Source organism: uncultured Ruthenibacterium sp. (assembly GCF_963558415.1).
Classification (GTDB): Bacteria; Bacillota; Clostridia; order Oscillospirales; family Ruminococcaceae; genus Ruthenibacterium.
Map to the genome: position 1 here is coordinate 1 of NZ_CAUWGY010000008.1, position 13884 is coordinate 13884.

Annotated in this window: 14 protein-coding genes; 12 read left to right on the plus strand and 2 right to left on the minus strand. The window is 46.0% G+C overall.

Annotation, left to right across the window (positions count from 1 at the left end; translation table 11 throughout):
• A partial coding sequence (locus tag AB5H98_RS02450) for an NYN domain-containing protein (RefSeq protein ID WP_367924328.1) occupies positions 1-753 on the minus strand: 753 nt, incomplete at its 3' end.
• Between the two features lie 154 nt (positions 754-907).
• Here AB5H98_RS02450 and AB5H98_RS02455 point away from each other — a divergent pair.
• From AB5H98_RS02455 to gap, 4 genes are all read left to right on the plus strand, one after another.
• Positions 908-2101 (plus strand): cation diffusion facilitator family transporter, encoded by a 1194-nt coding sequence (locus AB5H98_RS02455; protein ID WP_367924329.1) that lies wholly within the window; start codon positions 908-910, stop codon positions 2099-2101.
• Between the two features lie 13 nt (positions 2102-2114).
• A complete protein-coding gene (locus AB5H98_RS02460) occupies positions 2115-3305 on the plus strand; it encodes a PLP-dependent aminotransferase family protein (RefSeq protein ID WP_367924330.1) in 1191 nt (396 codons plus the stop codon).
• Between the two features lie 116 nt (positions 3306-3421).
• Positions 3422-4036, plus strand: a complete 615-nt coding sequence (locus tag AB5H98_RS02465) for a stage II sporulation protein R (protein WP_367924331.1) — start codon at positions 3422-3424, stop codon at positions 4034-4036.
• 164 nt (positions 4037-4200) lie between these two features.
• Entirely contained in the window at positions 4201-5229 is a 1029-nt protein-coding gene (gene gap, locus AB5H98_RS02470) for a type I glyceraldehyde-3-phosphate dehydrogenase (protein WP_367924332.1), read from the plus strand.
• Positions 5230-5293: 64 nt separating this feature from the next.
• On the opposite strand, the gene AB5H98_RS02475 is transcribed toward gap, so the two are convergent.
• The gene (locus AB5H98_RS02475) at positions 5294-5644 is read right to left on the minus strand and encodes a cupin domain-containing protein (RefSeq protein WP_367924333.1); all 351 of its coding nucleotides are present in this window, start codon (positions 5642-5644) and stop codon (positions 5294-5296) included.
• A 226-nt stretch (positions 5645-5870) separates the two neighbouring features.
• Here AB5H98_RS02475 and AB5H98_RS02480 point away from each other — a divergent pair, with 226 nt between their 5' ends.
• The 8 genes from AB5H98_RS02480 to AB5H98_RS02515 all read left to right on the plus strand — a co-directional run bounded on the left by AB5H98_RS02480 (position 5871) and on the right by AB5H98_RS02515 (position 13878).
• Positions 5871-6860 (plus strand): LacI family DNA-binding transcriptional regulator, encoded by a 990-nt coding sequence (locus AB5H98_RS02480; RefSeq protein WP_367924334.1) that lies wholly within the window; start codon positions 5871-5873, stop codon positions 6858-6860.
• 322 nt (positions 6861-7182) lie between these two features.
• Positions 7183-7647, plus strand: a complete 465-nt coding sequence (locus AB5H98_RS02485; protein ID WP_367924335.1) for a YhcH/YjgK/YiaL family protein — start codon at positions 7183-7185, stop codon at positions 7645-7647.
• A 12-nt stretch (positions 7648-7659) separates the two neighbouring features.
• Entirely contained in the window at positions 7660-8586 is a 927-nt protein-coding gene (locus tag AB5H98_RS02490) for a ketopantoate reductase family protein (protein WP_367924336.1), read from the plus strand.
• Positions 8583-9269, plus strand: coding sequence for a cyclase family protein (locus AB5H98_RS02495; RefSeq protein ID WP_367924337.1), 687 nt, complete (start codon positions 8583-8585; stop codon positions 9267-9269). The genes AB5H98_RS02490 and AB5H98_RS02495 overlap by 4 nt, the downstream gene beginning before the upstream one ends.
• A gap of 47 nt (positions 9270-9316) precedes the next feature.
• Complete coding sequence (locus tag AB5H98_RS02500; RefSeq protein WP_367924338.1) at positions 9317-10234, plus strand: isocitrate lyase/phosphoenolpyruvate mutase family protein; 918 nt, start codon at positions 9317-9319, stop codon at positions 10232-10234.
• A gap of 5 nt (positions 10235-10239) precedes the next feature.
• Positions 10240-11133 carry an oxaloacetate decarboxylase gene (locus AB5H98_RS02505; protein ID WP_367924339.1) on the plus strand — a complete coding sequence of 298 codons (894 nt, stop codon included), beginning with the start codon at positions 10240-10242 and terminating at the stop codon, positions 11131-11133.
• Between the two features lie 80 nt (positions 11134-11213).
• Positions 11214-12797, plus strand: a complete 1584-nt coding sequence (locus AB5H98_RS02510; RefSeq protein WP_367924340.1) for an ABC transporter substrate-binding protein — start codon at positions 11214-11216, stop codon at positions 12795-12797.
• A 130-nt stretch (positions 12798-12927) separates the two neighbouring features.
• Positions 12928-13878: an ABC transporter permease gene (locus AB5H98_RS02515; protein ID WP_367924341.1), complete on the plus strand. Its 951-nt coding sequence runs from the start codon at positions 12928-12930 to the stop codon at positions 13876-13878.
• The last annotated feature ends 6 nt before the right edge of the window (positions 13879-13884 follow it).

Here is a 13884-nt window from a genome sequence, read left to right on the forward strand (position 1 = left end):
ACCATAGTTGCGAGAGTCAAAATCAGCGTAGAGGCGTCCCAGCATGACTCCGACCTGAGAAAGTGGCATGTATCCGTCTTCATCGGAGTCGAAATCAATAATTTCCCGGATTTTTTCTACGATCATATCCAATGGAACAAAGGCTGCAGCAAGTTCTTCGTCATGATGCGGTTCGGCAGGAGAACAGATGGTTTCGGGCTCTTTATCACGAAGTGGCTCAGACTCCTTTTTGCGCGCGGTACGCGGTTGTTTCTTGGATGCCTTGGATTGTGCCTTTTTCTCCGATTCTGGTGGAATGCTCGTTTCGTTCTTTTTCATCCCCATCAGTACATCCAAATATTTGAATGTGTCACATGCCGATTTGAACGCTGTGGGTGTTTTGTTTTCGCCCATGCCAATTACAAACATTCGGCTTTCGCGCAGTCGGGTTGCCAGACGCGTAAAATCTGAGTCCGAACTGACCAAGCAAAACCCATCAACATTTTTTCCGTAGAGAATATCCATGGCGTCAATGATCATGGCAGAGTCCGAAGCGTTTTTCCCTTGGGTATAACTGAATTGCTGGATAGGTGTCAGATTATGTTCTAACAACACTTTTTTCCAACTGGCCATATCCGAAGCAGTCCAGTCACCATAAATTCGCTTATAGGCTGGAGTGCCATACATACTCACTTCGTCGATAATTGTTTTGATATACTTGGGAGAGACATTTTCTGCATCAATTAAAAGTGCGATTACTTTGCCGTTTTCCATAGTTCCTCTTTCCTTTTAATGGACAAATATCAATTGCTTTTATTATACAAGATAATTCTCGCAAAGTACAATGGCGCTTGCACTTTCTTTGGGTGCGCCATATAATGATAGAAATGCTATTTCATGGCAGATCGTAAAAGAGGGGCTTACAAGTATGACGGAATTTTTAGTCAAGCACTTTATCCGAGATCCAGAGAATACGCAAGATGTGGCCGTCCGCACGGCCTTTGGCAATTTGGCGGGTGTGGTCGGCATCGTGTGTAATGCATTTTTGTGTGTCTCGAAGCTTCTAGTGGGTACAATTTTTGGAAGTATTTCAATTACTGCAGACGCAGTAAACAATCTTTCCGACGCGTCGTCTAGCATTATCACCTTGCTGGGTTTTAAACTTTCGAGCCGTCCTGCGGATGAAGAACATCCTTATGGACATGCGCGAATTGAATATTTGGCAGGTCTGTGTGTATCCGTAATGATTCTTGTAATCGGAGTGGAACTGGCCAGAAGCAGTATAGATAAAATTATTCATCCTACACCGGTAGTATTCAGTTGGCTGACAGTGTTTGTTTTGCTCTTGTCCATAGCGGTCAAACTTTGGATGTCTCTGTTTAATCGTACCATCGGCCGGAAAATCGGGTCTTCTACCTTGGAGGCCACTGCAGCAGATAGTCGAAACGATGTGATCAGTACGAGTGCTGTATTGGTCGCAGCTCTTTTGGCACATTTCACCAATCTGTCCTTGGACGGATGGATGGGATTGGCGGTAGCTGTATTTATCTTTTTCAGCGGTCTGGGAGTGCTGCGCGATACGCTGAATCCCCTTTTGGGAGAGGCACCCAGTGAAGAACTGACGGCTTATATCGCCCGCAAAGTGTTGAGTTATGATGGAGTATTGGGTACGCATGATTTGATGATCCATGACTACGGTCCAGGTCGGTGTTTTGCCAGTGTACATGTGGAAATGGACGCCAAAGAGGATGTGATGAAAAGTCACGATATTATTGACAATATTGAGCGGGATTTTCATGAGCAGGATAATATCCATTTGGTGATTCATTTTGATCCCATTGTGACAGGGGATGAAGCGGTAGGAACTATGCGCAATTGGATGGCAGAGAAAATCAAATCGATTTCTCCAGAGCTTTCGATTCATGACTTCCGCATGGTGCAAGGGAGAAGCCATACAAATTTGATTTTTGATGTGGTAGTTCCGCATGGTTTTACATATTCGGATCAGGTGCTGCGCCAAAAGATTCAGCAACTTGTTGCGGATGAAGAAACACGCTACTATACGGTTGTGACCATTGACCACAGTTATGCTCCATTTCATACGGATGGCGCAGGAATTTAAAGGAGGAAGGAACTTGGATTTTCAAATTTCAAATCGCATGAGGGGAATGAAACCTTCCGTTATTCGCGAAATTCTTAAGCAAATGAGTGATCCGGAATTGATTAGTTTTGCTGGAGGAAACCCTGCGGCGGATTCTTTCCCTGCAAAGGAGATTGCTCAGTTCTCTGCAGAAATGTTGGAACAAGATCCGGTTGGGGTGTTGCAATATTCCGTGACAGAAGGTGTACCAGCCGCCCGTGAGGCCGTTCGTAAATTTGCCAATAGACACTATTCGGTTGTTAAAGCAAACGATGATCTGATTCTCGTGTCCGGAAGTCAGCAAATTTTAGATTTTGTGACAAAGTGCCTTTGCAATGAGGGCGATGTAGTGGCTGTGGAAAATCCGGCATTCCTTGGAGCCTTTTTGTCATTCCGATGTTATGGAACAAAACTGGTAGGAGTCTCCATGGAAGAGGATGGAGTGAATCTGGAAGAACTGGAAAAAGTATTTGCGGCTGAACCTAAGCCACGTTTCTTCTATTGCATTCCCAATTTTCAGAACCCGACGGGAAGAACGATGAGCGAGGCTAAGAGAAAAGCGGTCTATGCGTTGAGCGTAAAATATGGTGTTCCCGTTTTAGAGGATGACCCCTATGGCGAGTTGCGTATTGCAGGGCAGGCCATTGCACCTATTAAAAGCTTGGATGAAACAGGAAATGTAATTTATGCCGCAAGCTTTTCAAAAATTATGTGTCCTGGTATGCGTCTTGCATATTGTGTTTGCGATAAGACTTTGATGAAAAGTCTGGTCATTGCAAAGCAGGGAAGCGATGTGCACACAAATGTTTGGTCCCAACGAATTTGTGCGGAGCTTTTGACTCGGATGGACATGGAGGCGCATATCCAGGAAATTCGCGGAATTTATCGGGAGAAAGCACAATGGATGATGCAGCTTTTGGATGAAAAGTGTCCTGAAATTCGTTATATACGTCCAGAGGGCGGTATGTTCCTTTGGGGAACCTTGCCGGAAAATGTTCAGATGCAGGATTTTGTGAAAAGATGTTTGGATAAAAAGCTCGCGGTAGTACCGGGAAATGCATTTTTGGTGGATGAAAATCAGCCGTGTCAGAATTTTCGGATGAATTTTTCGACCCCTACAAAGCAGCAAATTAAAATGGGCGTAGAGATTATGGCGGCGGTCCTTAGGGAAATGCAGTTGCAATAAGAACTCAAAAAAGAGAACCTTGTTATGAGGTTCTCTTTTTTTGCTCTCAAATTATGCAGCGGGAATATTTTCCATATAAACGACCATACTTCCACACAGAACAGGAGTGTGGAACAATGAAAAACCATAGATGTGTACGTTGGAAAGTGACAGAAATCTCAGTAGCAATTGGTGTTTTACTCGCTATTTTGATTACTGCTTTCGCTCCATTTGCCGAAGCTTGTGAAGAAGTAAGACAGGATACTCTTAGACTGCATATTCTGGCGAATTCTGATTCTGACGAGGATCAAGCTTTGAAATTAAAAGTGAGAGATGCGGTCTTGGCAGCACAAGCGGATCTTTTTGGCGCGGCGTCATCCAAAGAGGATGCGATTGAAATTGCGACAAGAGAACTGGAGAACATTCGTACAGTGGCTCAAAAAACGGTGTGGCAAGAGGGGTATTCTTATCCGGTAAGGGTTCGTTTGGAAAATATTTATTTTGCTACGAAAGAGTATGAAGAATTTACTCTTCCTGCCGGGAGATATGATGCGGTTCGCATTGAGATTGGTGAGCAAGCAGGACATAACTGGTTTTGTGTATTGTTTCCGCCCTTGTGCGTACCGGCGGCAGTGGATGCAGATGATACAACACAATATACCGAGGAAGAACAACAGGTTTTAACCTCTCCGTATCGAATAAAATTTGCAGCAATTGAGCTGTTTGAGTATTTGAAGGAAAGTGTAAAGTGATACACGCGGCAGGAAGAAAAGATTTTCAGGAATTTTGTGTTAACTTTTTGTCAATCTACTTGCAGTTCTCAAATATTTAGGGTAAAATAGGTACAGACCTATGGGTAAATCAACGGCGCGGGGTGCGTCGAGCTTTGCCTAAATATAAGGAGGATGTATTCATTATGGCAGTTAAAGTTGCAATTAATGGTTTTGGCCGCATTGGTCGTCTGGCTTTCCGTCAGATGTTCGAGGCAGAAGGCTATGAGGTTGTTGCAATCAACGACCTGACCAGCCCGAAAATGCTGGCCCATCTGTTGAAGTATGATACTGCACAGGGCAGCTTTGTTGGCAAAATCGGTGAGAACAAGCACACAGTTGAATCCACTGAGGATTCCATCATCGTTGACGGCAAAGAAATTAAGATTTATGCTATTAAAGATGCAAAAGAGTGTCCTTGGGGCGAACTGGGCATTGATGTAGTTTTGGAGTGCACTGGTTTCTACACCAGCAAAGAAAAATCCATGGCTCACATTGAGGCTGGCGCTAAAAAGGTTGTTATCTCCGCTCCGGCTGGCAACGACCTGAAGACCATTGTGTACAGCGTAAACGAGAAGACCCTGACCAAAGAGGATCAGGTTATTTCTGCGGCTTCCTGCACCACCAACTGCCTGGCTCCTATGGCTGATACGCTGAACAAAGCTTATCCTGTTGTTTCCGGTATTATGACAACAGTTCATGCTTACACTGGCGACCAGATGATTCTGGATGGCCCGCAGCGCAAAGGCGATCTGCGTCGTGCTCGTGCTGGTGCTCAGAACATTGTTCCGAACTCCACTGGCGCTGCTAAAGCGATCGGCTTGGTTATTCCTGAGCTGAACGGCAAACTGATTGGTTCTGCTCAGCGTGTTCCTGTTCCCACTGGCTCTACCACCATTTTGGTTGCAGTTGTCAAGGGCAAAGATGTTACAAAAGAGTCTATCAATGCTGCTATGAAGGCTGCTGCTTCTGAGAGCTTTGGCTATAACGAGGAGCAGATCGTTTCTTCTGACGTTATCGGTATGCGTTATGGCTCTCTGTTTGATGCTACTCAGACCATGGTCACTAAGATCGACGATGATACCTATCAGGTTCAGGTTGTTTCTTGGTACGACAATGAGAACTCCTACACTTCTCAGATGGTCCGCACCATCAAATACTTCGCAGAGCTGTAATTTTTACAACAAAGCAAAACCGGGTTCCCGAAAGGGAACCCGGTTTTTTATTGTGCCAAGAGAGTTAGCGATACAAGATGAGAGCGATCATCTCGACGGGCTCATCGCCCAGAGCACGGATGCCATGACCTTCGCCGTCGCCTGTGAAAGTGACATCGCCAGGGCCTACTGTGACCAGTGTACCATTGTCATTGAACTCTGCAGTACCGCTCAAAATATAGTAAGTCTCCGACTCTTTGTGGTGAACATGATATCCGATAGCAGAACCGGGATAGACGGTCGTATGTGCAAAAACACGACCTTTTTCATACAGTTCTTCCGGCCCGCTCAAAAGGCTACGGACGGTAATGTTGCCTACACCGTCAAACGGAGCGGGTTTGTACTCGGAAATTTTTTCGTCGTTTTTACGAACCATTGAAAAGCCTCCTATTTCATTTTGGAATCGATTGCAGTTCCTGTATATTTCAAAATAGCACATTTTTTCGTGTAAATCAAATAAAAATACCGATTTGAGGTGAAAAATAGAGCAACAAATCTTGTGCAATGTGTATAAAAAATGCAATCGAATGCAGTATTTTATTGCAATGAATTGAAAAGATGATAAAATGAAACCAGAGTATACCTTGAAACGAGGGAGAAAGATGACAATCTACGACATTGCAAAAGAGGCCGGCGTTTCTGCGAGCTCCGTATCGCGCGTTATTAATAATAAGCCAGGTGTAAACGCGGAAACTAGGCAGCGAATCATGAAATTAATGGAGAAACATAGCTATTCTCCCAATGCGATTGCGCGTGGACTTGTCAGTCAGTCTTCAAAAACCATTGGAATCATGGTAGCGGATATTCGAAATATCCATCATACAGATGGTGCTTATTATATTGAACGCGAAATGGTTGCAATGGGATATTGCTGTATTATTTTAAACACAGGCAATAACGAAAAGGAAAAAGTGAAAGCGATCCTGACTTTGCAGCGCAGGCGGGTGGAAGGCGTAGTAATGATGGGCTCGATCTTCCAATCAGAACCCGTTCGGGAAGCAATCGCGCTACACTTGTCCAATGTGCCGGTGGTTATGGTAAACGGATGGTTAAATTTGCCGAATGTATATGGAATCCTATCGGATGAACAAGGTGGAGTGGAGCAATGCGTCCAATTGTTGGCATCAAAAGGTCGCAGTCGAATTGCGTTTGTGTGTGATGTGCCCAAAACGCCCAGTAACTCCTTAAAGGAAAAAGGATTCATCAATCAAATGCATTTGGCGGGCGTAGATGCAGAAAAATGGGTGTATGAAACCGAAAACTCTTTGGAGGGCGGCAGTGAGGCCACGATGCGGATATTGAATGCACATCCCGATGTAGATGGAATTATCTATGCAGTTGACCTTCTTGCGGCGGGAGGGCTGCAAGCGTTAGCGGCAAAACATATTTCGGTTCCGGACGATGTGGCGGTCATTGGCATCAACAATTCTGCATATGCAGAAATTTGTACTCCAAGATTGACCTCGTTGGACAATAAACGCCTAGATTCGAGTGTATTGGCCGCTCGGACTTTGCTGGATTGCCTTGCGGGAAAGACTACAACTAAGCGGATTATGCTTTTGCCGGATTTGGTGGAACGTGATACGACTTGATATTTTTATCGCTTTCATAGAAAGCGCTTTCGGTTTTGAATGGCGACTTTTTCACAAAAGCGAAATCGATTGCAATGAAATAAGAGTGAAACCGGTATAATTTTTCAAAAAAACAGCGCAATTTCCACAAAACATAGCAATATAATTCTCGAATTTGTAGATATTGCGGAATAAATATTGTATTTTCCACTGGATGTTGTTAAAATCATGACGTAAGATGTTGTAATCGATTGCGGCTAACTTGGATGATGCTGAGAAATTTCGCTTGAATAAAAGAAAAGTTAGCGAGTGTAATGACAATAAAACGAGAGGAGCATGAGTGGTGATTTTAACAAGCATTTACGATACGGTCGGAAAAAAGACTTGTCCAAAGGCGGTTGAACGAGCGATTGAATATTTGCAGTCCCATAACTTTATGGAGATGGAACCCGGGGAATATCCCATTGAAGGGAAAAAGATGTTTGCAAAAGTTTTTGACGCAACACCGCAAATTATAGAGGATACGCACCCCGAACTTCACAAAGAATATGCGGATGTGCAGTTTTGGCAGGAAGGCGATGAGTGGATGGGATATGCACTCAATCGCGGTGATGTTAAAGTGATTCAGGAAGACGTGGAAAACGATTTGTATTTTACGGAAAACATCGAAGGCGAACGGTTTATTCCGGCCCAGCAAGGCGATGTAATCGTTTTCTTCCCGGGAGAAATCCATCGTCCGGCAATCAAACGCGAAAGAGAAAGCGCTTACAGAAAAGTAGTCGTTAAAGTAAGTGCAGAACTCTTGTGAGGGGGGACAGATGTGAGAATTGCGGTTTTAGGAGCAGGCGCTATGGGGATGTTGGTCGGCGGAACGCTTAGCACGGCCAACGATGTGTTCCTGATCGATGTAAATCAACAGGCGGTTGATAAGATTCAACGAGATGGAGTAGTGATCCATGAGAAAGATGGTTCCTCCCACATTGTCCATCCGAAAGCAGTTGTGGATACAACGGGCTTGGAACCTGTGGAACTTATGATTGTATTTGTTAAAGCGATGTTTAGTAATACAGCGCTCAAAACCAATCAGCATTTGATTGGGCCGAATACATATCTGATGACTTTGCAAAATGGTGCAGGCCATGAGGAAACACTTTTGAATTTTGTTGACAAGGAGCACGTTGTGATCGGCACGACACAGCATAACAGCTCCGTTCAAGCGCTTGGAGAGGTTTTCCACGGTGGCGCTGGTCATACGTACATCGGTGATTTGACGGGAGATGCAACTCGCTTGCAAGCGATTGCGGATGCTTTCAATGCATCGGGGCTGGAAGCCAGTGTGGACAACAATGTGCGCAAGCTGATTTGGAGTAAACTTTTTACAAATGTTTCGGCGAGCGCGCTCACAGGCGTTTTGCAGTGCCCACTCGGATTTATTGCCGAGAACGAGCATGCGACTTATTTGTGCCGGCGGTTGGTAACGGAAGCAACCGAAGTGGCCAATAAGGAAGGCATGGGCTTTGACGCGGAAGAGGAGCTGGAAAAAGTTTTGGCGGTATGCCGCAATGCTCCCAATGGATATACTTCGATTTATGCAGATTTGCACGATGGACGCCGTTCGGAAGTTGATACCATCAGCGGCAGCATTGTGAAGGCGGGACGGAGGAACGGAGTGCCCACTCCTTCTCATGAGTTTATGGTGGAAATGGTTCACGCCATGGAAGATTTTAAAGGAGATGCAAAACGATGAATACAAGTTATGAGATGAATGGATTGAGGATTGTAGATCTTACAAAGGTTCTGGATCCGAAAACAGAGAGCAGAAGATGCCATTTGATCCGTTACAATACCGGCGGTCCCATCCCTGATTTTCATACGGCACTGGATTTGACAAGCCACTTGGGAACACATTGTGAGTGCCCTTATCATCACGATGATAATTGGCCCAGTGTTGCAGAACTTCCCCTGACAACTTTCATGGGCCGTGGCCTGTATGTGGTTTTGGATTTGCCGGAGAATCATCAGATCACTGGTGACGATTTGGAAAAAGCAATTGGCGGTCGTGTCAAAGAGGGCGACGTTGTGATTTTGGACAGCCCTCATAAACTTGCTCCGTTTACACCGGCTACCAATGGTCCCGATGATCACCGTTTGGTAGTGGGTGAGGACAGCGCTAAATGGTTTGCAGCCAAGAAGGTAAAATGTGTTGGCTTCGGAGATGGTGTTTCCATTGAGGATTGCCTGGAGAACGTCAAACCTTTCCACGATATTTTGATGGCAGAAAACATTGTGTTCTTGGAAGTGCTCAAGAATCTGGATCAACTGAAAAAAGATGTTTTCTTTGTGTCCTATGCGCCGCTACCCATTGTGGGTGCGGATTCCTGCCCGGTTCGGGTATATGCAATTGAGGGACTGTCAGAGTTTTCGGAATAATGTAATTTTGAATATCGAATTTTGTTCAGAATAGGAGGATGAAACGAATGAAGATCCCTTCATTGCAGGAGGTTTTGAAAGAAGGCCAAATCGTGGTGCCGGACGTGTTTGACGGTATTTCCACTCGTGCGGCGGAAGTTTTAGGGTGCCGTGCAGGACGTTTGAGCGCTTCTGCTTTAACTCACACCGTACATGGCACACCGGACGAGGGTACTTTGAGCACTACGGAAATGGTATGGTCGCTGTACAGAATGGTAGAAGACAACTGCAATATTCCTTTGATTGCAGAAGTGCGCAGCGGATTTAGCGATAACCTGAGAATTATGCCGTATGATTTAGAGCGTGTTGTGAAGGCGGGCGCTGCCGCATTGCTGCTGGATGACCGTGCTTTCGGTTGTGGAAGTGACAGCGAAGAAGTTGTTTTGGTAAGTCCAGAAGTGTTTGCACGAAAAGTTGAAATCGCCGTTGAAGCGGCTTCTAATACGGATTGCATGGTTTTGGCACGCAGCTATTCTCAGGACCCGGACGATGCCATTGCACGTTGCAAATTGGCACGTCAAGCTGGTGCAGAGTTTGTGGGTGCAGCTTGTATGCATATAGAAAGCGATGCAGTTCGTTTCGCACAGGAAATTCCCGGTGAAAAGTTGTGGAGCGATTTGACGGTTGCGAACGATGAGCCGGAGGTTACTGCTGACAAGCTTAAAGAATTAGGCTATAACCTGGTCTTTATTACCTTTATGGAAAAGGCAGCATGGTTCGGCGATATGGACTTTGGCGTGAAGAACTTTGCCAACGGCAATACCGTTTATGCGGATCTGCATGATTTTGATGGATATTTGCGTGCAGCCGATGGCAGCTTGACGGATTATCACGTAATCTTCAGCTACTGGAAAAAATGGATGCCGCTTGAAAAGCGTTTTGAAGATCTTAGCGAATTGGGCGCAGATGCTTATCAGGAGGTGTGAAGAGTATGAAAAAGAAATTGACAGGAATGGAATTATTCAACTCCGGCAAGCAAATCTTCGCCCCCTGTGTGTATGATTGCATGAGTGCTCGCGCAGCGGAAAAAAGCGGTTATCCCTGCATGATGCTCAGCGGCGGTGCAATTGCTTACAGCATGGACGGACAGCCGGATATGGCGTTCGGAACGCTGGATGAAGTAATCACCATTGTAGAGGCCATCACCAATTGCGTGGATATTCCTCTCTTGGTAGATTTTGATGATGGTTATGGCGAGAGCCCGGCAGTTATCTATCGTAACGTCAAGCGTTTGATCCGCGCCGGTGCGGCTGGATTTACACTGGATGACAGCACTGGTTTCCGTGGCTTTGAGCGTATGGAGTATTACAAGGCAAATCCCAATGAGGTAAATCCGGTTACGGTTGATCCGACATACAAAACGATTTCTCGTCAGAAATGGCTTGCAAAAATAAAAGCCGCTGTGGCTGCTTGTGAAGGAACCGGATGCGTATGCATTGCACGTACCGAGGCAGGCCCTTCTTACGGAATGGACGAAGCAATTCTTCGTTGTGTGTTGGCTAAGAAATTGGGTGCTCCGATGACGACTGTATGCGGTGGCATGAATGATTTGGCGATGGGCACTCGTGTAGCGGAGAAAGACATCGGATGGAAAATGTGGCCTGACGTAATTGTGATCAACGGAAAGCCGTCGATTGAACTGTCTGATGCGGAAAAACTTGGATTCAATTTGGTGACCATGCATGTATTTGAGAAATCTGCTCTGTATGGCATGATTAAATATGGCCAAGAGGATCTCAAAAATAAAAATGTTGTTTTTAGCACAAAACATGCGATGGGCGGGCTTTCTGTAGAGGAGCAAAAAGAGCTTTTGTCTATGAGATAAAATGGTTCTTTCGGGTTTGGTATTTGCATATGCGGGATGCATATGAGAATATTTAAGTATTTTGAATGGAGGAGAAACGAATGAAAAAAATTACAGCGTTGATTCTTGCTGCGATTATGTGCGTGTCGTTGGCGGCGTGCGGAGGCGGAACGTCGTCTTCTGCTTCCACCGCAACTGGTTCCAGCAGCAGCACTGCGCAGGCCACCACAGCTACGGAGCCGGTGTCTGGCGGTACCGTAAATATTCCCATCACCGATGATCCCACTACTCTGCAAGGATGGATGCTCCGCAACTCGAACGAGAGTGTTCTGTCCTCGGCCATTTATGAAACCTTGCTCAAATATGATGAGACTGGCAAACCCCAGCCTTATCTGTTGGAATCCTTTGAGGGCGATCCGGAAGCTCTGACCTACACGATGGTCGTAAAAGACGGTATCACCTTCCAGGATGGAACTCCTCTGGATGCAGAGGCTGTTAAATGGAATCTGGATTGGTACAAAGAGAATGGTGTTCTGACCGGTTCTTACTTCGGAAAAGTCGAGAGCGTTAAAGTTGTCGACGAGAAGACCGTTGTGGTTCATATGAGCAGTTGGGACGCACTGTTTGACTATGGCTTGGCTCGTCCCTGCTACATCTGCAGCCCGACAGCCGTGGAAGAACTGGGTGCGGACGGATTCAATGAGGCTCCGGTTGGCACAGGCGCATTCAAAGTGACCAAATGGGTACATGGCGAAGGCGTGTACACTGAGAGATATGAAGATTACTGGCAGGGCACTCCGTATCTGGATGGTGTAAACTTTAAAGTTTATGCTTCTACTGCAACTCAGCAGGCTGCTCTGGAAGTAGGCGATCTGGACATCATGAACCTTTCCGGTGACGCCGTGACTGCGGATGCTTTGGAGCAGAAAGGTTATGTATTGACCAACGCGGCTATTCCTGCTACTGGTTACACCCTGTGCTTCAACAGCTTGAGCGACGGTCCTTTGACCGATGTGCGTGTACGTCAGGCGATTTGCTATGCCGTTGATGCGGAAAGCATCTGCGAGGCTCTGCTCGGCGGTGACAAGTATGGTTCTGTTTCCACCCAGTGGGCTCTGCCGACCTCTAGTGAGTACACCGAAATCGAAGGATATGGCTATGATGTTGAGAAAGCAAAATCTTTGCTGGAAGAAGCCGGTTACGGCAGCGGATTTGATCTGACCATCAACTTCCAGGTTGGCGACTTTGCAAAGAACGTATGCCAGATCATCCAAGCACAACTTGCAGAAGTTGGTATCACAGTTACCTTGAATCAGGTTGACGTTGCGAACTATGCGAACTATCTGGGCGAGTGGGATGGCATCCTGTTCCACCCGATGGGCCTGAGCAACGGTCAGTATTCTCAGATTGCTGCGAACATGATCCCCGAAGCGACCTTCGGTGCTGGTTCCTTCCTGCACGACGAGGAGTCTGTTGCGAAGATCAACGAGGCTATTACTTCCGATGCAGAGACCATGGCTGCGGATTTGAGCCGCGCTGTGGAGATCCTGTTCCAGGAGAACGTAGAATTGTATCCCATCGCAATCACCTATACCACTGCTGTTTCCAGCCCCAAACTGCATGGCGATTACAATGCAGTGCAGCAGTACAATGCATCTTGGCATGAGATGTGGAAAGAGGCCTAATTGAGAGCCTTTTGAGAGCTTTTTGTAAGTGAAGATCTGAAAAAGGGCACACGCCTGCCCTGAGGCGGCGTGTGCCCTGATTTTAAGTAAGTGTGCATAATTTTGAACAATCAACAAAGGCGGTGATTTTATGAGCCGATACATTTTGAAGCGCCTGGGTATTTCAGCAATCGTAATCCTTCTGGTTTCGATCATCGCATTTACGCTGGTCCATATTTTACCGGGCGACCCCGCAGTTTTGGCTCTGGGTTCTGAAGCGTCGGAACAGGATTTGGCTACTTTCCGTGAACGGTATTATTTGGACAGGCCGGTAGTCGAACAATATTTTATTTGGATGAAGGATTTGCTGCATGGAAATCTGGGCGATTCGATCGCATATAGCCGCCCGGTGCTGGATTGTTTGGTAGAGCGGTTGCCTCGTACGATTTCCATTGGTCTTCCGGCGTTGATTCTCTCCAGTGTTTTGGGTATTTTGTGTGGAATTGTCAGTGCGGTAAACCGCGGCAAATTTGTAGATAACTTGATTACATTTTTAAGTACGATTGGATTGGGTGCGCCTCAGTTCTGGCTTGGAATTGTAGGAATTTATGTATTTGGTATGAAGCTGGGATGGCTTCCTCTTTCCGGATATGTGGCGCCCAGTGAGGATTTTGGGCAATATCTGTATTACGGAGTAATGCCGATTTGTATTTTGTCGTTTAGCCTTCTGGCGTCGGTTGCGCGTCAAACGCGCTCCAATATGCTGGAAGTTATTAACCAAGACTATATCCGTACTGCGCGTGCCAATGGTTTGGCTAACCGCAGCGTAATTTATAAACATGCGTTGAAAAATGCGCTCATCCCTGTTATTACTACCATCGGCCTGCAGGTGCGTGTAATCGTTGGCGGCTCCTTGATGGTTGAACAGGTATTTAATATTGCTGGTATCGGCACCTTGATTGTCAGCGCCATCAATGGACGCGACTACATGGTAGTGCAGGGATGCGTTTTTGTGATTTCAGTGTTTACTGTTCTGTGCAACCTCGTCATTGACCTGTTGTACGGTTTGGTAGATCCGCGCATTCGAAAGTCCTGGAGGTGAAACACG